At 64.7% G+C, this 20,427-nt stretch carries 14 protein-coding genes and 1 pseudogene; 7 read left to right on the forward strand and 8 right to left on the reverse strand.

The annotated features are described in order from the left end of the window. The first annotated feature begins 40 nt into the window (after positions 1-40). Entirely contained in the window at positions 41-1,051 is a 1,011-nt protein-coding gene (locus EJ072_RS02015; protein ID WP_189343326.1) for an endonuclease/exonuclease/phosphatase family protein, read from the forward strand. Positions 1,052-1,087: 36 nt separating this feature from the next. Here EJ072_RS02015 and EJ072_RS02020 read toward each other — a convergent pair whose 3' ends face one another. Together EJ072_RS02020 and EJ072_RS02025 are read right to left on the reverse strand one after the other, a co-directional pair. Then, positions 1,088-1,690, reverse strand: coding sequence for a DUF922 domain-containing protein (locus EJ072_RS02020; protein WP_126078348.1), 603 nt, complete (start codon positions 1,688-1,690; stop codon positions 1,088-1,090). A gap of 109 nt (positions 1,691-1,799) precedes the next feature. Next, a complete protein-coding gene (locus EJ072_RS02025; RefSeq protein ID WP_281059449.1) occupies positions 1,800-3,503 on the reverse strand; it encodes an electron transfer flavoprotein-ubiquinone oxidoreductase in 1,704 nt (567 codons plus the stop codon). 226 nt (positions 3,504-3,729) lie between these two features. On the opposite strand from EJ072_RS02025, the gene EJ072_RS02030 reads away from it, so the two are divergent. From EJ072_RS02030 to EJ072_RS02045, 4 genes are all read left to right on the forward strand, one after another. Next, entirely contained in the window at positions 3,730-4,368 is a 639-nt protein-coding gene (locus EJ072_RS02030; protein ID WP_126078350.1) for a hypothetical protein, read from the forward strand. A 49-nt stretch (positions 4,369-4,417) separates the two neighbouring features. Further along, positions 4,418-5,404: a uracil-DNA glycosylase gene (locus tag EJ072_RS02035; RefSeq protein WP_126078351.1), complete on the forward strand. Its 987-nt coding sequence runs from the start codon at positions 4,418-4,420 to the stop codon at positions 5,402-5,404. 203 nt (positions 5,405-5,607) lie between these two features. Continuing rightward, a complete protein-coding gene (locus tag EJ072_RS02040; RefSeq protein ID WP_126078352.1) occupies positions 5,608-6,771 on the forward strand; it encodes an IS4 family transposase in 1,164 nt (387 codons plus the stop codon). A 92-nt stretch (positions 6,772-6,863) separates the two neighbouring features. Further along, positions 6,864-7,682, forward strand: coding sequence for a helix-turn-helix transcriptional regulator (locus tag EJ072_RS02045; protein ID WP_126078353.1), 819 nt, complete (start codon positions 6,864-6,866; stop codon positions 7,680-7,682). Here EJ072_RS02045 and EJ072_RS02050 read toward each other — a convergent pair. Together EJ072_RS02050 and EJ072_RS02055 are read right to left on the reverse strand one after the other, a co-directional pair. Beyond that, positions 7,679-8,137 carry a hypothetical protein gene (locus EJ072_RS02050; protein WP_126078354.1) on the reverse strand — a complete coding sequence of 153 codons (459 nt, stop codon included), beginning with the start codon at positions 8,135-8,137 and terminating at the stop codon, positions 7,679-7,681. The genes EJ072_RS02045 and EJ072_RS02050 overlap by 4 nt on opposite strands. A gap of 61 nt (positions 8,138-8,198) precedes the next feature. Further along, positions 8,199-9,146: a DMT family transporter gene (locus EJ072_RS02055; RefSeq protein WP_126078355.1), complete on the reverse strand. Its 948-nt coding sequence runs from the start codon at positions 9,144-9,146 to the stop codon at positions 8,199-8,201. A 201-nt stretch (positions 9,147-9,347) separates the two neighbouring features. Between EJ072_RS02055 and pepN the strand changes: the two genes are divergently transcribed. Together pepN and EJ072_RS02065 are read left to right on the forward strand one after the other, a co-directional pair. Continuing rightward, on the forward strand, positions 9,348-11,993 hold the full coding sequence (pepN, locus tag EJ072_RS02060) for an aminopeptidase N (RefSeq protein WP_126078356.1): 2,646 nt from the start codon (positions 9,348-9,350) through the stop codon (positions 11,991-11,993). A gap of 168 nt (positions 11,994-12,161) precedes the next feature. Beyond that, the gene (locus tag EJ072_RS02065; RefSeq protein ID WP_126078357.1) at positions 12,162-14,483 is read left to right on the forward strand and encodes a PAS domain-containing sensor histidine kinase; all 2,322 of its coding nucleotides are present in this window, start codon (positions 12,162-12,164) and stop codon (positions 14,481-14,483) included. Positions 14,484-14,653: 170 nt separating this feature from the next. On the opposite strand, the gene EJ072_RS36490 is transcribed toward EJ072_RS02065, so the two are convergent. The 4 genes and pseudogenes from EJ072_RS36490 to EJ072_RS02085 form a co-directional block, all read right to left on the reverse strand. Continuing rightward, positions 14,654-15,061 carry a hypothetical protein gene (locus EJ072_RS36490; protein WP_245467160.1) on the reverse strand — a complete coding sequence of 136 codons (408 nt, stop codon included), beginning with the start codon at positions 15,059-15,061 and terminating at the stop codon, positions 14,654-14,656. Between the two features lie 78 nt (positions 15,062-15,139). Further along, positions 15,140-18,113 (reverse strand): annotated as a pseudogene (locus tag EJ072_RS02075) (bifunctional [glutamine synthetase] adenylyltransferase/[glutamine synthetase]-adenylyl-L-tyrosine phosphorylase). Between the two features lie 12 nt (positions 18,114-18,125). Beyond that, positions 18,126-19,604, reverse strand: coding sequence for a HAMP domain-containing sensor histidine kinase (locus tag EJ072_RS02080; protein WP_126078358.1), 1,479 nt, complete (start codon positions 19,602-19,604; stop codon positions 18,126-18,128). A gap of 8 nt (positions 19,605-19,612) precedes the next feature. Then, positions 19,613-20,287, reverse strand: a complete 675-nt coding sequence (locus tag EJ072_RS02085; RefSeq protein WP_126083465.1) for a response regulator transcription factor — start codon at positions 20,285-20,287, stop codon at positions 19,613-19,615. Between the last annotated feature and the right edge of the window lie 140 nt (positions 20,288-20,427).

Below are 20,427 nucleotides of genomic sequence, written 5' to 3' on the forward strand. Positions count from 1 at the left end.
CGGGTCGGAGCAGATGACTACGGGCGGCGCGCGCTTGAGCATGATGTCTCAGCTGACATTCCTGGCGATGACGGCATTCTCGGCCGCGCTGCTGGCCGGGTTCTTCGGCGCGCTGCATCCGGCCTTCGATTCCTTCTCGCATTTCCGCATGCATCTGAGCGTGCTGACGGCGCTGCTCGCGCTGCCGCTGCTTGCCGGTTCCTACCGGCTGCAGGCGGTCGCGGCGCTGGTCTTCGCCATTGTATGCCTCGCCACGACCACGAGCGCGCTGCCCAGATTGTCGACGCAGCAGGCGGTCGCGAAGCCGGCCGACCGGATCGTCTACAGCCTGCTGCAGATGAACCTGCGCTTCAACAACCCGACGCCGAAGAAGGTGCTGTCGCTGATCGGCCGGACCAATCCAGACGTCATCACGCTCGACGAAGTGTCCGGCATGTGGGCGAAGGAGCTCGGCTATATTGCCGGCGCCTATCCCTATCGCATCCTGTGCGACTATCCCAACGGCATATTCGGCGTGGCGCTCTTGTCACGCCGTCCGTTCGCCGCCGGCACCGCGCCGCGTTGCGAGCCGCGCGGCGCGATGGCGACCGCAACGATCGATTTCAACGGCGTTCCGGTCGACGTCGCCGCGATCCATCTGAGCTGGCCTTGGCCAATGGAGCAGTCCTGGCAGATCGGCGAATTGGCGGAGCCGCTGGCCGGGCTCGGCGAGACCGCCATCATGGCCGGCGACTGCAATGCCGTGCCGTGGAGCGCGGCGGTGCGGCGGGTGGCGCGGCTCCGCGGCATGACGCTGATGCCCTCGGCCGGCCCGACCTGGCTCCACCGCACCCTGCCGGACGTCCTGCGCCGCTACGCCGGCCTGCCGATCGATCAGGTGTTCAGCAAAGGCGGGGTGACGATCCTGTCGTCGGCCCGGCTGGAGGATACGGGCTCCGATCATCTGCCGGTGCTGGTCGAATTCACGCTGCCGCCCGCAAGCGACCCGCCCGAGGACGCGCACAAGTCGGCACTGGCGGCGAACGACGCGCCGGACGGACCGCGCAGCTGACGCCCTGCCCTGGCAGGCGAACCGGGCTGGAGTTTTTCAGTTCTTTCCGATCAGCGCATTGACCAGCCGGTCGACATGGCCGCCGTCGCGGTGCTCGCGCGCGTCGAAAGTGTTCTGTTTCGCTTCATATTGCGCGTAGACGGCGTCGATCCGGCGCCTGGCCTCGCGATGGGTGGCGGTGCAGAACCAATTGTCGGCCAGCTTCAGGCCGGCAATGGACTTATCGGTGGCCCGCATCATGGCCTCGGCGATTCGACCGTGATGACGCTCGTGGGCGTGGACGCCGGCGAGGAAGCGCCGCCAGCGCCGCTCGAGCTCGGGTTTCGGCGGCGAAGCCAAGCGCGGAAAAGTGTAGGTGAGCTCCATCGTTCCGTCGGCGCCTCGCAACCTGCAGACCCCGTCGGTGCGGTCCACATCGAGCTTCCAGTTCACCACATAGCCGGTGTCGGCGATGGCGCGGGTCATGAAGCCGTGCTTGGGACCTTTGCGGTTCATCGCTTCGACCAGGGCAGCGCCCGTCGTGCCCACAACGTCATAGCTGCGTGTCGTGACCAGCACCTTGGTGCCGGCCAGGGCCTGCGGGGCGCCGCCGCACAGGCCGCCGAGCATGATGAGGCATGTAAGAACCGCCAGGCGCATGGCCCATTTGCTCCCTATCCGCAGAGAAGGAACTATAAGCCGTCTGCAATTTCAAGCGTAAGGAACCCGCTGACCGGAACCGCAAACCGCTGCCGGTCGATGAAGCGGCTCACATGCCCTGATAGACCGGGCCTTCGCCGCCTTGAGGCGGCACCCAGTTGATGTTCTGGTTCGGATCCTTGATGTCGCAGGTCTTGCAGTGCACGCAGTTCTGCGCGTTGATGACGAAGCGCACGTCCTTGGCCGACGGATCGGCGGCGGCGTTGCCGTCCTTGTCCACCCATTCATAGACGCCGGCCGGGCAATAGCGGGTCGAGGGACCGGCGAAGACGTCGTGTTCGGAACGCTGCTGCAGCGCCATGTCGCCGACGATCAGATGCACCGGCTCGTTTTCCTCATGGTTGGTGTTGGACAGAAACACCGAGGAGAGCCGGTCGAAGGTCAAGACGCCGTCCGGCTTCGGATAGGCGATCTTCTGATGCTTGGAGGCCGGCTCGAGCGTCGAATAGTCGGCCTTGCCGTGTTTCAGCGTGCCGAAGGGCGAGAAGCTGAACAGCGTGTTCAGCCACATATCGAGGCCGCCGATGCCGACGCCGACGATGGTGCCGAAGCGCGACCAGAGCGGCTTGACGTTGCGCACCTTCTTCAGGTCCTTGCCGATATCGCTGCCGCGCCAGGCTTCTTCATAGGAGGCGAGCTCGTCATTGGCGCGGCCGCCGGCGATGGCGTCGGCGACATGCTCGGCCGCCAGCATGCCGGACAGCACCGCATTGTGCGAACCCTTGATGCGCGGCACGTTGACGAAGCCGGCAGCGCAGCCCATCAGCACGCCGCCCGGGAAAGACAGCTTCGGCACGGACTGCCAGCCGCCCTCGGTGATGGCGCGCGCGCCATAACCGATGCGCTTGGCGCCTTCGAAGGTGCCGGCGATCGCCGGATGCGTCTTGAAGCGCTGGAACTCCTCGAAGGGCGAGAGATAGGGGTTCTTGTAGTTGAGGTGGACGACGAAGCCGACCGCCACCTGGTTGTCCTCGAGGTGATAGAGGAAGGAGCCGCCGCCGGTCTTCATGTCGAGCGGCCAGCCGAAAGAGTGCTGCACCAGACCCGGCTTGTGGTTCTCCGGCTTGACCTGCCACAGTTCCTTGAGGCCGATGCCGAACTTGCCCGGCTCGCGGCCGTCGGCAAGCTGGTATTTGGCGATGAGCTGCTTGGCCAAGGAGCCGCGCGCGCCCTCGCCGATCAGCACATATTTGCCCATCAGCGCCATGCCTGGCGCGTAAGCCGGGCCATGCGTGCCGTCCTTCTCGACGCCCATGTCTCCGGTGATGACGCCGGTGACGGCGCCGGCGTCGTTATAGACGAGGCTTGCCGCGGCGAAGCCCGGATAGATCTCGACGCCCAGCGCCTCGGCCTTGGTCGCCAGCCACCGGCAGACATTGCCGAGCGAGACGATGTAATTGCCGTGATTGTTCATCAGCGGCGGCATCAGGACGTTCGGCAGGCGGAAGGAGCCGGCGGGGCCGAGCACCAGGAAATGGTCCGCCGTTACCGGCGTCTTGAACGGATGATCGCCCTCCTCGCGCCAGCCGGGCAGCAGCCGGTCGATACCGATCGGATCGACGACCGCGCCGGACAGGATGTGCGCGCCGACCTCGCCGCCCTTCTCCAGGACGACGACGGAGAGCTCAGGGTTGAGCTGCTTCAGGCGGATCGCCGCGGCAAGGCCGGCGGGACCGGCGCCGACAATCACCACGTCGAATTCCATGCTTTCGCGTTCGATATCGCTCATCGACCCCTCTATCGCTTGCCGCATTCTCGCATTGTGCTGGCTCACGCGCTGCATAGCGCATCAATTCGCGACGCGAAACCGGCGCTGACGTGACAACGCCGATTTCGACAAAAAGTCGCGGTTTTCCTACGAAACGGCAGCAGCACAGGCCATGGCCAAGCATAGGCCAGACCCGGCATGTTGGCAGGCCAGGCGGCGCCTGCATGTTTTTAATTGTTCGGCGGCTTGGTTATCGGCAATACTTCGCGCCATGCGCAGTCCAGAGCCCTCCGGCTTTCCATCGAAGCGCTTACTCTTCACGCCGAGCCTGGCCTGGCGCGCGGTTCTTCCGCTCCTCTTTTTGAGCCTGCCAGCTGAGGCCGATCCGGTGAAGGTCTGGACCACCGGCGCCTATTCCTTCTCCGACGAGCTGGGCGGCTTCCGTATTACCAGCGTGTCCGGCATCGGCACCAAGGAAGATCCGCTGGTCATCAAGGAGGAGCTGAACACGGCGACGCCGGTGACGCTGACCATCCGCGCGACCAAGCCGATCGAGCCCTTCGGCAAGGCCGGCGAGGTCGCCAACGGCGTGATGTATATGCGCATCGACGTGCTCAACAACAGCGCGCTCCCCTGGGTGGAGTTCCAGTTCGAGCTGCAGGAAATCCTCGACCAGCCGAGCGTGTTCGGCGATGGCCTATCCTTCGACCAGCGCAACAAGACGCCCGACAACATCATCTCCAGCAATTTCGCCGATTTCGAGCGTAAGTTCGAACCCTATGACCAGTTGCTGTTCAAAAACGGCAAGGTCGATCCGCTGAAGTCAGCAACCTTCGATTTCCTGATCACCGACTACACGCCGCGCTGGACGTTCTACATCGTGCAGGATCCGCGCATACCGACCGGCTAAAAGTCTGACCACGGTTGCAAATTCGAACCGCGCGGACAATGGTGGCGCCATGACTGCCGCCTCCCCCAGAACGCCAGCCGAGATCGCCGAACTGCTCGCCTTCTATGCCAGCGCCGGCGTCGAGGACGCGCTCGAAGACGAGCCTATCAATCGGTTTGCCGAAGCGGCGGCAATGCCACCTGGACGCGGGCCGGCCGAACGCAGGCCTGCCGAGCGCGCGCCGGCCGCGCCGCGCCGCGAAGCCGCGCCCGAGAGCCGAACGGTACCCGAGCAGGCTCCCGAACAAGCTGAGAACCCGCCGGCGCCCTTCTCCGGCCTCGATGCCAGCAATATTCCGGACGCACCCGCCCGGCCGCCTGCAGCCGCGGCCGTTCCCGACGAGGGGCAGGTCCTGCTCGCGCGGCAGCTTGCCGCCCGCGCGACGACGCTCGATGAGCTGCGCCAACAGATGGCCGCCTTCGACGGCTGCAACCTCAAATTCACCGCCAAGAACCTGGTCTTCGCCGACGGCAATCCCAACGCCGACCTTATGCTGGTCGGCGAGGCGCCGGGCCGCGACGAGGATTTGGAGGGCCTGCCCTTTGTTGGCCGCTCCGGCCGGCTGCTCGATCGCATGCTGGCGGCGATCGGCCTTGACCGGGCCTCGGCCTATATCGCCAACGTCATCCCGTGGCGGCCGCCGGGCAATCGTACGCCGACGCCCCATGAGACCGAAATCTGCCGGCCCTTTATCGAAAGGCAGATCGAGCTGGTCAATCCGAAAGTGCTGGTCAATCTGGGTGGTCCGTCGGCCAAGACGCTGCTCAACACGGCCGAAGGCATCCTGCGCCTGCGCGGCAACTGGCGTGTGCACACGACGGCTTCCGGGATTGCCATTCCGGCGATGCCGACGCTGCACCCGGCCTATCTGTTGCGGACGCCAGCGCACAAGAAGCTGGCCTGGCGGGATTTTCTCGAGGTCAAGGCGAAGTTGCAGGCGTTGGCGCCTTCCCCTTCTCCCCTTGTGGGAGAAGGTGGCCGCGAAGCGGCCGGATGAGGGGTGCTCCAGGGAATGCCAGCGTCTCACTCCGCTGGAACACCCCTCATCCGACCGAGCTTCGCTCGGCCACCTTCCCCCACAAGGGGCAGGGCTGTCCGGGGAAAGGTTCGGGTGAATCGAAATGCCGCATGTGCATGCCCCGTAAGACGGGGATTTTCCGTCTACCTTCTGGTTGTCGAGACTCAGAAAGGGAACGGGGCATGCGCTTTACGCCTAGCATTCTTGGCAAGCTGGTTGAACCGATCAATCGTCGCCGCTTCCAGACGATTGTGGATAGCCATGATGGGGATGCCTATGACAAGTCGTTCAAGAGCTGGGACCATCTCGTGGTGTTGATCTATGCTCAGCTCAGCGGCGCGACGAGCCTTCGCAGCCTGCAAGCCGGCTGGAACGCCAACTGCCAGCACCATTACCACCTCGGCAGCGACCTGTTGCGGCGCTCGACCTTGTCGGACGCCAACCGGCGCCGCCCTGTAGCCGTCTTCGCCGAGACGTTCGCCCTGCTTGCAGGCCAACTCGACCGGCAGATGCGTCGCGAAGGCAGTGCCATGCTGCGGCTGATCGATTCCACGCCCATCCCGCTCGGCAAGCTTTGCGACTGGGCCAAGTCGAACGGCCGCATCCGCGGCATGAAGCTGCATATCGTCTATGATCCAGACAGCGACTGTCCGCGCGTCCTCGACATCACCGATGCCAACGTCAACGACGCCCAGATCGGCCGCACCATCTCTATCGAAGACGGTGCGACCTACGTGTTCGACAAGGGTTACTGCCACTACGGCTGGTGGACGGCGATCGCGGCGGCGCAAGCCTTCTTCGTCACCCGGCCCAAAACCAACATGGGGCTCAAGCTGGTGTGCGATCGTCCCCTCGCAGCCATGCACGGCGATGGCTTCACCGTGCTTGAGGATGCCGAGGTGAGCTTTGCCAGCAAAGGCGATTCCAAACTGCCGATCCGCTTGCGTCGCATCATCGTGAAGCGAGACGAAGGCGACACCATCACGCTGCTGACCAACGATCTCGAGCGCTCGGCCGCCGACATAGCAGCCCTCTACAAGGGGCGCTGGCAGATTGAGCTCCTGTTCCGCTGGATCAAGCAGCACCTCAAGATCCGTAAGTTCCTCGGCAACAATGACAACGCCATCCGCCTGCAGCTCTTCGCCGCCATGATCGCCTATGCGCTGTTGCGCATTGCAGCGCGCGCATATCGCGTTGCACTGCCGATCCTGCGCTTCACCGACCTGGTGACACGATGCCTGTTCGAGCGGCGCCACATCGCCGCCATCGACAAACCGCCGCCCGTCAATCCAAGTCGAAGGTACCCCCGCTGCTCTCCCGATCAGATGAGCCTCGACTATGTCTAACTTTCCCCGGACAGCCCTGCCCAAGGGGAGAAGGGGGAGCCATAACCTCCCAGGTAGTTGAAACGCTCAGCCGCCGCCCTAATCATCCCCTCATGACCACACCCGAACCCTCCGCCGGCAGCCTGATCCGCGAGTGGCGCACGCGCCGGCGCATGAGCCAGCTCGATCTCGCTATGGAGGCCGATATCTCGCAGCGGCATCTCTCCTTCGTCGAAAGCGGCCGCGCGCAGCCGTCGCGCGAGATGGTGCTGCATCTGGCCGAGCAGCTGTCGATCCCGCTGCGACAGCGCAACCAGCTGCTGCTTGCGGCAGGCTTCGCGCCGAGCTTCAGCGAAAAGCCACTGACCGACGCCACGCTGGCACCGGCGGTGGCCGCCGTCGAGACCGTGCTCAAGGGCCACGAGCCTTTTCCGGCGCTGGCGGTGGACCGGCACTGGAATCTTGTTTCCGCCAATGCAGCGATCGCCCCATTCCTCGCCGATATCTCCGAACAGTCGCTGCTCCAATCCCCGGTCAATGTGCTGAGGCTGAGCCTGCATCCCGGTGGCGTGGCGCCGCGCATCGTCAATCTGGCGGAATGGCGCGCGCATCTCTTGGAGCGGCTGAAGCACCAGAACGACGCGACCGGCGATCCGGTGCTGATCGAATTGGAGCGCGAGCTGCGCGCCTATCCGTCCGGCTTGAAAAGCAGCCGGCCGGCTCCGGTCGAGCCGAGCGGCATCGTGCATCCGCTCAGGCTCGCGCATGGCGATCAGGTGCTTTCCTTCATCAGCACCATCACCGTGTTCGGCACGCCGCTGGACGTCACCCTGTCGGAACTGGCGATCGAATCCTTTTTCCCGGCCGATGAGCAGACACGCGCGGTGCTGGTGCGGCTGGCGAAAGAGCGGGCCAATGCGACGAGCAGCTAAGCTTCGGCCGATCCGGCATCCTGCGACTTGCAAATCTCGGCAACCCACAGGTCTGCCGGATAGGTCCGCAAAAGATGATGGGTATTCTCCTGATCGGTGTACCCAAGCAGCTTTCCTTGCAGCCATTCGAATTGCGGGCACCAACCCCTGTCGTGGAGGAAATCGATAAGCAGCCAATATGCTTCGACCCGCCATTCCTCGCCCTTGAGCGTGTAGAACCAGTAGTCGATATCCACCGCAGTACCGCTTGGCAGGGAGATCGTTCTGGTCCTCAAGTGCTCCGAAAGCGTCCCGGCGGCGACGTGTGGCGCGAAGTCCTGATTGGCCAGTGCGTCGGATTTCTCAAAGCCATCCACTTTCTCGTGAGCAAACACAGCCATCGGTTTGGCTCGGGCAAGCATCATCTCCAGTTCGCGGTTGGTGTGAAGGACGTAAGGTCGCTCTTTGTCATTCATTTTAAATTCCTAATGGACTGAGAAACATCCGTGACCTTTGTCTAGATGCCGGCGATTTCGATCACCCCTGCGGCGGCGCGGCTGTCCTGGTGCGCGTGCGCTCCAGGCCGAGCTGCCGCTCGCGCCAGATGATGAAGATGCCGGCGGCGACCACGATGACGCCGCCGACCAGCGTGTTGGGCGAGGTCACGTCGCCGAAGACGAAATAGCCGATGACGACGCCGAGGATCATCGAGGTGTATTCGAATGGCGCGACGACCGAGGCTTCGGCGTGGCGGTAGGCCGCCGTCATCAGGATCTGGCCGAGCCCGCCACAGAAGCCGGCGAAGACAAGCAGTGCCGCCTGAAGCGGCGTCAGCACCTGCCAGCCGAAAGGCAGGGTGAAGAGCGACAACACCGAAGCCGTGGACGAGAACCACAGCACTATGGTCGCCGTCTTCTCCGTCTGCACGAGATTGCGCACCAGGAGCATGGCGACCGCCGAGATCGCGGCGGCGATCAGCGCGGCCATAACGCCAAGCACCTCCTTGTCGTCGAGGCCTTGATCGGAATTGAGCAGCGTCAGTTCGGGCCAGGAGATGACCAGCACGCCGGCAAGACCGACGACGACCGCGCTCCAGCGATAGACGCGGATCGTCTCGCCGAGGAAGATCGAGGAAAACACGACGACCAGCAGCGGCTGGGCGTAGTTGAGGGTAATCGCCTCGGGCAACGGCAATCTGGTCAGCGCGAAGAAGCCGAGCCCCATGGCGCCGACGCCGACAAGGCCGCGCGCGATGTGGTTGAACGGCCGCCTGGTCGTGAAGGCGGTGGCGAGCTCGCCCTTGAAGGCCAGGAAGGCGATGATCGGGAAGATGGCGAAGAAGGAACGGAAGAAGACGACCTGCCCGGCAGGCACGTCGCCGGCCGCCTTGATGCAGGTCTGCATGCCGACGAAAACCGTCACCGAGACGATTTTCAGTGTGATGCCGCGCAGCGTGCTGTGGCCGACGGCATGATCGACGGTCATCTTGCCTCGTCAGAATGTCGGAAAACGAAGCCGCCCAATAGCCTAAGAGCAACTCCAGGAAAAGTGTGCAATCGGAATTGCGAAACACACCCTATCCCGCGGTTTTGTCGCGTGACGGTTTCGTGTAAAGAGCGCGCATCTCAAAATTCCTGGACCGGCCACGCTGGCTCCCGACCGAAATCGACAGGAAAAGCCCAAGGAATGCGCACCGATACCGGCCATGTCTTCAAGCTCGAAGACTATCGCCCCAGCGACTATCTCATCCCGAGGACCGGCCTCGACTTCCGCCTGTCGCCGGACGCGACCCATGTTACGGCGCTGCTCACCATCGAACGGCGCGAGGGCGTCGCGCCGGCGGCGCCGCTGGTGCTCGACGGCGATGGGCTGACGCTGCTTGGCCTAGCCATCGACGGGCAGGCGCTCGCTGCCGGCGACTACGAGGCGACGCCGGACCGGCTGACGATCCTGAAGCTGCCGGCGGCACAGCGTTTCGAGCTTCGTCTGGAGACCGAGATCGCGCCTTCGCGCAACGAGGCGCTGATGGGCCTTTATCGCTCCAACAACGTCTATTGCACGCAATGCGAGGCCGAGGGCTTTCGCCGCATCACCTATTTCCTCGACCGACCCGATATCCTGTCGGTCTACACCGTGCGCATCGAAGCCCCGCACAATGAGGCGCCGCTGCTGCTTTCCAACGGCAACCCCGTCGAGCGCGGCGCGCTCGCTAATGGCCGGCACTACGCGGTCTGGCACGACCCCTTCCCTAAGCCTTCCTACCTTTTCGCGCTGGTGGCGGGCGCGCTCGGCAGGGTGGCGGGCAGCTTCACCACCATGTCCGGCCGCGAGGTCGAGCTCGGCATCTATGTCGAGCCCGGCAAGGAGCGGCTTGCCGGCTATGCGATGGACGCGCTGAAGCGCTCGATGAAATGGGACGAGGACGCCTTCGGCCGCGAATACGACCTCGACGTCTTCAACATCGTGGCCGTGTCCGACTTCAACATGGGCGCGATGGAGAACAAGGGCCTCAACGTCTTCAACGACAAATATGTGCTGGCCGACGAGGAGACCGCGACGGATGCCGACTTCGCCAATATCGAGGCGATCATCGCGCATGAGTATTTCCACAATTGGACAGGCAACAGAATCACTTGCCGAGACTGGTTCCAGCTCTGCCTAAAGGAAGGGCTGACCGTTTACCGCGACCACGAATACTCCGCCGACCAGCGCTCGCGGGCGGTGAAGCGCATCGCCGAGGTGCGCACGCTGCGCGCGCATCAATTCCCGGAAGACCAGGGGCCGCTGGCGCATCCGGTCAGGCCGCGGCGCTACCGCGAGATCAACAATTTCTACACGGCGACCGTCTACGAGAAAGGTTCCGAAGTGGTGCGCATGATCCGCACCATCCTCGGGCCGGAACTCTTCCGTGCCGGCATGGACCTCTATTTCGAGCGGCATGACGGCGAGGCCGCGACGATCGAGGACTTCTTGAAAGTCTTCGAGGACGTCTCTGGCAGAGACCTCGCGCAATTCGCGCTCTGGTACCATCAGGCCGGCACGCCGAACCTGACGGTGAGCTCCACGCACAATGCGGCGGCCAGGGAGTTCACGCTGGAGATCGAGCAGTCGGTGCCGCCGACGCCGTCGGAAAGCCGCAAGCGGCTGATGCACATTCCTTTGGCCTTTGGCCTGGTGGGCGCAGGCGGCCAGCCTGTCACCTGGACGGCCGTCGAGGGCGCGACGGTGGATGACGGCGTCATCCATATCCGCAAGCGCCGGCACACGGTGCGCTTCTCCGGCGTTTCGGAGCGGCCGTCGGTATCGCTCAACCGCGGCTTCTCGGCGCCAATCACGCTTTCGGTGCAGCAGAAGGCGGACGACCAGTTCTTCTTGGCGGCGCATGACAGCGACCCCTTCGCGCGCTGGCAGGCGTTCAACACGCTTTTGACCGACGCGCTGATCGCCGCCTTCCGCCAGATCCTCGGCGGCAAGGAGCCGGCCTTCGCAGGACGGCTGGCTGAGCTTGCCGGCAGGATCGCCGGCGACGAGGCGCTGGAGCCGGCCTACCGGGCACTGGCGCTCACGCTTCCTGGTGAAGCCGACATTGCCCGCGACATCGGGAAGGGCATCAACCCCGACGCCATCTTCGCCGCGCGCGAGGCGCTGGCGCGGGCGATCGCCGGGACAAATCGCGATGCCTTTTCCGCTCTCTATGACAGCCTCGCCGACAAGGGTCCGTTCAGCCCGGACGCGGCGAGCGCCGGACGCAGGGCGCTCCGCAACATCCTGCTCGATTATCTTTCGCTGCTGCCGGGCGGCGGCGCCCTCGCCGCGCGGCACTTCAATTCCGCCACCAACATGACAGACCGTGCCGCGGCGCTGGCCGTGCTGGCGCATCGCCATTCGGACACGGCCGAGGCCGAAGAGGCGCTGGCAGCCTTCGAGGGCCGCTATCGCGGCGACGCGCTGGTGCTCGACAAATGGTTCCAGATCCAGGCCGGCGTGCCTGGCGCGAAGACCGTCGACAAGGTGCGCGCGCTGATGCTGCACCCCGCCTTCTCGATCGCCAATCCGAACCGCGTGCGCTCGCTGATCGGCACCTTCTCCAGCGCCAACCAGACCGGCTTCCACCGCCCCGACGGCGAAGGCTACCGCCTCTTCGCCGAGACGGTGCTGGAGGTCGAGAAGCGCAACCCGCAAGTGGCGGCGAGGCTGGCGACCGCGCTGCGCTCCTGGCGCTCGCTGGAGCCCGGACGCCAGGCCAAGGCCAAGCAGGCGCTGCTCGATATGGCGAAGGTAGAGAACCTGTCGGCGGATCTGCGGGATATCGTGGAGCGGACGCTGGCTTGACTAGCGATCTCCCTCCTCGTGGGGGAGATCAGCTAAATTTCAATCAACTTTTAATCTTTTTCGCCCGGCCCTCTGGACAAGGCGAATCACGTTTGATTCTTTAATGGCGATTCGGGCGTGCGGCGTATCCGGATCATCCAGTATACGGCAGATCGGGGAGTGCCATTTATGGCCAAGGCGGACGCGTGGGGCGCGCCCGGAGGGAAGGCTTTTGCGCGTCGCAAGGCAAGGGGCGATGGACTTGCCGGCAATGCGCGCCTGATCGCCGAACCCACCTATCAGCGGCTGTTGGCCGCCGAGCCGTTTCTTCGCCGGTCGATCCCGGCGCTGATCGTTATTTTCCTCGCCGTTATCGCGGCGCTGCGCTTCCTGTCACTGATGAACGAGCATGACGAGATCGAGCGCGACGCCAAGGCGGTGCTGGCTTTAGCCGCCGGCCAGATGGCGCAGGCGATCACGGCGGATCCCAACGTTGCGGGCGCCAACGCCGTCAGCCTGCTGGAAAGCACCAGCCGCCAGGGCGCCATGAGCCGCGCCCATGTGCTGGCCATCACCGACGGCAACTTCAAGGTCATCGCCGTCTCGCCGCTTTCGACCGGCTGGCAGGGCCGCACGCTGGACAGTCTGGTCCTTGGCGGCCAGCCGCTGTTCATGTTCGGCGACCGCGCCGGCGTGATGGATGTCAGCATCGCCGGAAAGGATTGGTTCGCCGCAGTCAGCCTCACCGGGGACCGCGGGCACGCGACCGCCGTGCTGGTGCCGCAGGAAGCGGTGTTCGACAGCTGGCGCAAGTCGATGTCGCTCAACGTCACGCTGTTCGTGCTGACGGCGGGCGTGCTGATCGTCATCCTCTATGCCTATTTCGGCCAGGCCGCGCGCGCCCAGGCGGCGGACCGCATCTATCTCGAGGCGCATCAGCGCATCGACATGGCGCTGGTGCGCGGCCGCTGCGGGCTGTGGGACTGGGACATGGTGCGCGGCAAGATGTACTGGTCGCGCTCGATGTACGACATGCTGGGCTACGAGCCCTGCGATACGATGCTCTCCTTCGGAGAGGTCGACGAGATTATCCATCCGGACGACGGCGACCTGTTCGAGCTCGCCAACCGCATCGTCGAACGCGAGATCGACCATATCGACCAGGTCTTCCGCATGCGCCATGCCGACGGACAATGGGTGTGGATGCGGGCCCGTGCCCAGGTGATCGACCCGGAAGCGCCGGAGATCCAGCTGATCGGCATCGCCGTCGACGTCACCGAGCAGCGGCACCTGGCGCTGCGTTCGGAAGCGGCCGACATGCGGCTGAGAACCGCGATCGAGAACATCAACGAATCCTTCGTGCTGTGGGATGCCTCCGAGCGGCTGATCATGTGCAATTCGAAGTTCCAGAAGGACAATGGGCTCTCGGACCGCGACGTCGTGCCGGGCGTCGGTCGCGATGCGCTCGAGGAGCGGATGCTGGCCTTCGCCTCCGAGCGCAGGCTCGCCAACGCCAACGGTCCGCATGGCGGCGTCACCCTGGAGCGCCAGCTTGCCGACGGCCGCTGGCTGCAGGTCAACGAGCTCAGGACCCGCGACGGCGGCATCGTCTCGGTCGGCTCCGACATCACCCAGATCAAGCTGCATCAGGAGAAGCTGGTCGACAGCGAGCGCCGGCTGATGGCGACGATCCACGATCTCAGCCTCGCCCGCCGCGCCGAGGAGGAACGCTCCAGCGAGTTGGTCGAGCTCAACCGCAAATATATGAAGGAGACCGAGCGCGCCGAGGCGGCCAATCGCGCCAAGTCGGAATTCCTCGCCAACATGTCGCATGAGCTGCGCACGCCGCTCAACGCGATCATCGGCTTCTCCGAGCTGATGCAGCAGGGCCTGTTCGGGCCGCTCGGCTCGGAGCGCTACGAAGAGTACGCGACCGACATCAACGGCAGCGGCAAATACCTGCTCGGCGTCATCAACGATATCCTCGACATGTCGAAGATCGAGGCCGGCCAGTTCTCGCTCGACCGCGAGGAGATCGACCTCTGCCCGCTGATCAAGGAGACGGTGCGGGTGATCTCGCTGCAGGCGGCGGAAAAGTCGATCAATGTCGAGACGCGCATCGCCGATGCGATGCGGGTCTACGCCGACCGCCGCGCGATCAAGCAGATCGCCATCAACCTGCTCTCCAATGCAGTGAAGTTCACCGGCCAGGGCGGCAAGATCACGGTCCGGGCACGCAACACGTCGGGAGCGCTACTGCTCACCATCGAGGACAATGGCTGCGGCATCCCCAAGCATGCGCTGAGCAAGCTCGGGCGGCCGTTCGAGCAGGTGCAGAACCAGTTCTCCAAGAACCACACCGGCTCAGGCCTTGGCCTCGCCATCTCGCGCTCGCTGGCCGAGCTGCAGGGCGGCGCGCTGAAGATCCGCTCGACCGAAGGCGTCGGCACCATCGTGTCGGTGCGCATCCCGCTGAAGAAGGCGCCGGCCACGGTGAAGGTCGCGGCTTAGGTCAGAGCGGTTCACCGGCGGACCACGCCCGCTGTGCTGCCCAAAACAGGGGAAAACGTCCACTTCGGGTTCTATTGCAGAATTGCTAATATTACGATTGGCTCAGCCGGCTTGCCCCCGCGCCGGTCAGGCCCGGCGGTTGGTCGAACCCACCCCAACGAACTGGGCCGCTAAACTGAGCTAGTAGGGTTTAGATCGTTTACGGCTGCCGACGCCGGGCTCGCCTCGGCGCGTTTCGATGCCCGTCTATAGACCAAGCCGACGACGAGACCGAAATATCCGACCTGCAGAATGACCATGGCCAGCATTGCCCATCCGAGCGCCGTCCAGACGGAACCAGTTTCCATGTCAGCCCAGATCGCCACCATGAATGACGCCGCGAACATGCCCACCAAGAATTTCTGAAGATCCATAGTTGCCCAGCGCCCCAGGTTTTGGCGATTTTGGGGGGCTTTCAAGTCAGCCGTTGAAAGAACCCGCCGCTCCATTTGCGGAGCGGCGAGGCCCCCCTTCGTCGGGGTGATGATTGACCCCGGCATTGCTGCAGTGCAATTGCGGTGCCAGACCCATTGACCCATTACGGGACGCCTCTGCCAATGGCGCAAGGCCGGATCGCCGATTAATATTAACTGTGACTAATATGCCACCCGGGAATCTCATGGCGACGATACGGTTGATGGCAACACTCCCGCGCGTAGCAGACGATCAAAATCTCTCCTGACCTTCCGCGACGTCTCCTTGAGATGCGCTTCCAGCACAGCGAAATCCGGCAGGTCGGTGACCGCCAGCAGCAGGTCCGAGAGGCCCGGCGGGACATCGTCGCGCTGGAACTCGCCGGTGAGGCAAAGCCTGATCATCTGGGTCAGGGCCAGATAAAGCCGGTAGGCTTCGCCAAGCTCTTCGCGGATGTCGCCCCCGCGAAACCCGGAGCCAGCCGCGCCAGAATGTCGGCTGTCGCCGTCACCCGGCGGCCGGGCTCGACATTGCCGGTGATGGTCGCGACTTGGGCGATGAATTCGAGATCGATCAGTCCGCCGGGGATCAGCTTGATGTCCCAGAGGTCGCGCGGCGGCTTTTCCTTTTCGATCAGCGCGCGCATCTCCGAGGCTTCGGCTTTCACCTTGGCGGCGTCGCGCGGCTGCGCCAGAACCGCCGCCACCTCTTCGTCGAGCTCGGCGCAGAGTTCGGCATCGCCGCCGATGGCGCGCGCCCTCGCCAGCGCCATGTGCTCCCAGGTCCAGGCATCCTGGCGCTGATATTTCTTGAACGCGTCGATATGGGTGGCGACCGGCCCCTTGTTGCCGGAGGGGCGCAGGCGAAGGTCCAGTTCATAGAGCACGCCTTCGGCGGTCGGCGCCGAGACGGCGGCGATCAGGCGCTGCGTCATGCGGGTATAGTAATGCGACGGCGCCAGCGGCTTGTCGCCGTCGGACTCTTCGGCATCCGCGTCATGGTCATAGAGCAGGATGAGATCGACATCGGAGCCGGCGGTGAGCTCGCGGCTGCCGAGCTTGCCCATGCCGAGCAGCGCCACCCTACCCCTGGCGATGCTGCCATGGCGCTGCGCGAATTCGGCGATCACCGCTTGAAGCGCCGCCTCGATGGTGAGGTCGGCGAGATCGGAAAAGGCACGCCCCGCCCGCGCCGGATCGATCGAGCCGGCAAGCAAGCGCACGCCGATCAGGAATTTCTGCTCGGCGGCAAAGATGCGCAGGCGATCGAGCACGTCCTCATAGGCGTGGTCGCCCTCGATGAAGGCGGCAAGGCGGGCCGAAAGATAGGCGCGATCCGGCAATTCGGTGAGCAGCGCCGGGTCGAGCAGCCCGTCAAAAACATGCGGGCGGCGCGTGATGATGGCCGCCAGCCGTGGGGCAGCGCCCATGATCGTCGCCATCAGCTTGAGCAGCGCCGGGTTCGATTGCAGCAGCGAGAAGAGCTGGATGCCCGCTGGCAGGCCGGCAAGGAACTCGTCGAAGCGGATCAGCGCCTCGTCGGCGCGTCGCGTCTGGCCAAAGGCTTTGAGCAGCGCCGGCGTCAGTTCGGTCAGCCGCTCACGCGCTTCGGCAGACTGGGTGACGCGGTAGCGGCCGAAATGCCAGCCGCGGATGACGCGACAGATGTCGCTCGGCCGCTGAAAGCCCAGGCGATGCAAGGTCTGCAGCGTGTCAGGATCGTCGACATCGCCGGTGAAGACCAGATTGCCGATACCGGCCGACAGTTCGGGAGCGGTTTCGAACAGCGCCGCATAGTGCCGCTCGACCTGCTGCAACGAGGCGCGGAAGGCCTGCGTGAAATCGGCCTCGCCGGCAAAGCCCAGCATCAGCGCAATGCGTTCCAGCCCCTCGTCGCTGTCGGGCAGGATATGCGTCTGCTCGTCCGCCACCATCTGGATGGCGTGCTCGACACGGCGCAGGAACCAGTATTGCCGGGTGAGCGCATCGCGCGCATCGGCGGTGATCCAGCCGCGCGCGGCGAGCGCACCCAGCATCGGCACCGTCTCGCGGCCGCGCAGCTCCGGGAAGCGGCCGCCGGCGATGAGCTGCTGGGTCTGGACGAAGAACTCGATCTCGCGAATGCCGCCGCGGCCGAGCTTCACATTGTGGCCCTTCACCGCGATCTCGCCATGACCCTTATGGGCATGGATCTGGCGCTTGATCGAGTGGACGTCGGCGATCGCGGCATAGTCCATGTATTTGCGCCAGACATAGGGCTGCAATTCCTTGAGGAAGGCGGCGCCGGCGGCAAGGTCGCCGGCAACTGGGCGCGCCTTGATCATGGCGGCGCGCTCCCAGTTCTGGCCGCGCGCCTCATAATAGCGAAGCGCGGCCTCGACCGGGATCGCCAGCGGCGTCGAGCCTGGATCGGGACGGAGCCTGAGATCGGTGCGGAAGACATAGCCGTGCTCGGTGCGGTCCTGCAGGATTCGCACGAGCCGCCGGGTGAGCCTGGAGAACAGCTCGGTCGCGTCGAGCGGGTCGATGACGGCCGGCGCTTCCGGATCGAAGAAGACGACGAGGTCGATATCGGAGGAAAAATTCAGCTCATGCGCGCCGAGCTTGCCCATGCCGAGCAGGATCCAGCCTGAATCCTTTGCCGGCACCGCCGGCTTCGGCAGCTTGAGCTTGCCTTGCCGGTGCGCGTCGAGCAGCAGGAAATCGACGGCGGCGTTTGTACAGGCGTCGGCCAAATCGCTGAGGCGGCGCACCGTCACGGAGGTCTCCGCCTCGCCCGAAAGATCGGCCATCGCGATCAGGAAATGCGCTTCCGTCTTCCATTGCCGCAGCGCCATCATCAGGCTCGATTCCGAGGCGTCGTCCGACTTGGCCGCGCCGCTGATCGCTTCGCCGATGGCGCCGAGCCGCGCTTCGATCGTTCCATCGAACAGCGTGTCGAGGATTGCCGGCCGGCGGCGCGCGACATCGCGCAGGAAGGGCGAGAGATCGAACACGGCCGCCAGCAGGTCCAGCGGCGGCCCCTCGCCCGCCAGGAATCCAGCGAGGCGGGAAAGCCCTCCTCCTCGGCGGCGTCGGCGATCTCCGACAATTCGCGCCGGGCATGCTCCGTGTCCAGGGGCTGGAGCGCCAATGTCGGGCTAAGCCGGAATTCGGATTCGATTTTCTTCTTCGCCATTTGTCCGAACCATCAATGCGTCTCCCGCAACGGAAAACTCATGACCACGGACAATCCTGGATTGGCGGGCAAAAGATCAAGCCTGCCGTTGTGGAAAGTCATGATGGCCTTGGCGAGGCTGAGGCCGAGGCCCGAGCCCGGCTGCGAGCGGCTCTTTTCCAGGCGCACGAAGCGCTCGGTGGCGCGGGCACGATCGGCGTCGTCGGGAATGCCGTGGCCATTGTCGGTGACGGTAAGCTTGATTTCGCTTCCGGCGCGCTCCAGCGCCACACGCACTCTCGGCGTCTCGGCGGCGTCGGTCGAGTATTTGATGGCGTTGTCGACGATGTTGGACAGCGCCTGACCGATCAGCTCGCGGTTGCCGTTGATCGTGAAGGCCTCGGGGACGGTCGCCTCCAGCGTGACACCCGCTTCCTCCGCCACCGGCTCGTAGAGCTCGACGACGTCGCTCACCGTTGCGGCGAGATCGACCGGACCGGTCTGTTCCGAGGAATAGCCGGCCTCCAGTCGCGAGATCATCAGTATGGCGTTGAACGTCTTGATGAGCTGGTCGGACTCCGCGATCGTGCCTTCCAGCGCCTGGCGGTAGTCTTCCGTCTTGTGCCTGCCGGCAAGCGTCGCCTCGGCGCGGTTGCGCAGCCTGGTCAGCGGCGTCTTCAGATCATGGGCGATGTTGTCGGAGACCTGCTTCAGCCCCTCATTCAGCATGGCGATTCTGGCCAGCATCGCATTGAGGTTTTCCGACAGGCGGTCGAATTCGTCGCCGGCGCCGGTGACCGGCAGCCGTCCGCTGAGGTCGCCGCCCATGATGCGGCGGCTGGCATCGGACACGCTGTCGATGCGTTTCAGCGCGGCGCGCCCGACGAAGAACCAGATCAGGAGCCCGCCCAGGCCCATCATGCCGAGCGCCAGCGTCAGTGCCCTGCTGATGACGGCGCGGAAGCGCTCGGGCTCGCCGAGGTCGCGGCCGACCAGCATGATCATCTGGTTTGGTAGTCGCAGCACCAAGGCGATGGCGTTGTGGCCCTTTTCGCCTGTCGATTGGGGAGTGCTGTTGTCGCCGGCCTGGGGCGCGGACTGGTCGGTAGCTCCACTGCGCAACCGGTCGAGCTCGCCTTCGCCGAAGCGCTGGTAGGAGAAGGGCTCGGTCGTCCAGCCCTCGGTCTCGATGACGCCGGGCTCCAGGCTCTGCACGTTGCCGGTCAGGATCTGGCCGTTGGCGTCGGCGATGAGATAGAGGTTGGCGCCGGGCTGGCGCGAGCGGTTTTCGACGACGCGCACCAGCACGGGCAGGCCGCCGCGCTGATAGGCACGGGCGAGGCCCAGCACCTCGTCGTTGATGGTCTCCTGCGTCTGCGCGGTCAGCATGCGCGCCGACAGCGACGTCATGTAGAAGACGAGCAGCACCGCGCAAAGCGCAAAAAGCAGAAGATAGAGCGCCGAGAGCCGGGCCGCCGTCGTCTTCATGATGGCCGGCAGGGAAAGAGCCATTTTGCTCCTTAACCGCCTTTCAGCATGTAGCCGGCGCCGCGGATCGTGTGCAGGATCGGCTTGTCGAAGCCTTTTTCGATCTTGCCGCGCAGGCGCGAGACATGGACGTCGATGACGTTGGTCTGCGGATCGAAATGATAGTCCCAGACATTTTCCAGAAGCATGGTGCGGGTCACCACCTGGCCGGCATGGCGCATCAGATATTCGAGCAGGCGGAACTCGCGCGGCTGCAGCGTGATCTCGCGCCCCGCCCGCTTGACCGAATGCGACAGCCGGTCGAGATCGAGGTCGCCGACGCGGTAGACGGTCTCGGATTCGCGCGCGCCGGCACGGCGATTCAGCACCTCGACGCGGGCGAGCAATTCGGAAAAGGCGTAGGGCTTGGTGAGATAATCGTCGCCGCCGGCGCGCAAGCCGGTGACGCGGTCGTCGACCTCGCCCAGGGCGGACAGGATCAAGACCGGCGTGGTGTTGCCGCGCGAGCGAAGCGCGGCGATCACCGACAGGCCGTCACGGCGCGGCATCAGGCGGTCGACCACCATCACGTCATAGTCGCCGGCGTCGGCCAGCGCGAAGCCGGTCTCGCCGTCGCCGGCGACATGGGCGGTGTGGCCTGCCTCGACGAAGGCTTTCTGCAAGTAGTCCGCCGCCTCGCGATCGTCTTCCATGACGAGAATCTTCATGGAGCCGTTATACGCGATTTCATCGGAGGTTTGAGGGGCAGTCATTGCGTCCTGCTTTGCCTTCATTAGTCGCATGTCTTCTTCCCAAAACCGGCAACCACTTTTGGGCGACATGCGATAAAGCGGCAGCGGGTGATGGG

Origin of the sequence: Mesorhizobium sp. M2A.F.Ca.ET.046.03.2.1 (assembly GCF_003952425.1) — a bacterium.
Classification (GTDB): domain Bacteria; phylum Pseudomonadota; class Alphaproteobacteria; order Rhizobiales; family Rhizobiaceae; genus Mesorhizobium.

What these genes read in the sequence shown, in the direction of transcription:
- EJ072_RS02015 (WP_189343326.1), top strand. Translation starts at nt 41, where the DNA reads ATGATGTCTCAGCTGACATTCCTGGCGATGACGGCATTCTCGGCCGCG.
- EJ072_RS02020 (WP_126078348.1), bottom strand. Translation starts at nt 1,690, where the DNA reads ATGCGCCTGGCGGTTCTTACATGCCTCATCATGCTCGGCGGCCTGTGC.
- EJ072_RS02025 (WP_281059449.1), bottom strand. Translation starts at nt 3,503, where the DNA reads ATGCGGCAAGCGATAGAGGGGTCGATGAGCGATATCGAACGCGAAAGC.
- EJ072_RS02030 (WP_126078350.1), top strand. Translation starts at nt 3,730, where the DNA reads ATGCGCAGTCCAGAGCCCTCCGGCTTTCCATCGAAGCGCTTACTCTTC.
- EJ072_RS02035 (WP_126078351.1), top strand. Translation starts at nt 4,418, where the DNA reads ATGACTGCCGCCTCCCCCAGAACGCCAGCCGAGATCGCCGAACTGCTC.
- EJ072_RS02040 (WP_126078352.1), top strand. Translation starts at nt 5,608, where the DNA reads ATGCGCTTTACGCCTAGCATTCTTGGCAAGCTGGTTGAACCGATCAAT.
- EJ072_RS02045 (WP_126078353.1), top strand. Translation starts at nt 6,864, where the DNA reads ATGACCACACCCGAACCCTCCGCCGGCAGCCTGATCCGCGAGTGGCGC.
- EJ072_RS02050 (WP_126078354.1), bottom strand. Translation starts at nt 8,137, where the DNA reads ATGAATGACAAAGAGCGACCTTACGTCCTTCACACCAACCGCGAACTG.
- EJ072_RS02055 (WP_126078355.1), bottom strand. Translation starts at nt 9,146, where the DNA reads ATGACCGTCGATCATGCCGTCGGCCACAGCACGCTGCGCGGCATCACA.
- pepN (WP_126078356.1), top strand. Translation starts at nt 9,348, where the DNA reads ATGCGCACCGATACCGGCCATGTCTTCAAGCTCGAAGACTATCGCCCC.
- EJ072_RS02065 (WP_126078357.1), top strand. Translation starts at nt 12,162, where the DNA reads ATGGCCAAGGCGGACGCGTGGGGCGCGCCCGGAGGGAAGGCTTTTGCG.
- EJ072_RS36490 (WP_245467160.1), bottom strand. Translation starts at nt 15,061, where the DNA reads ATGGGTCAATGGGTCTGGCACCGCAATTGCACTGCAGCAATGCCGGGG.
- EJ072_RS02080 (WP_126078358.1), bottom strand. Translation starts at nt 19,604, where the DNA reads ATGGCTCTTTCCCTGCCGGCCATCATGAAGACGACGGCGGCCCGGCTC.
- EJ072_RS02085 (WP_126083465.1), bottom strand. Translation starts at nt 20,287, where the DNA reads ATGAAGATTCTCGTCATGGAAGACGATCGCGAGGCGGCGGACTACTTG.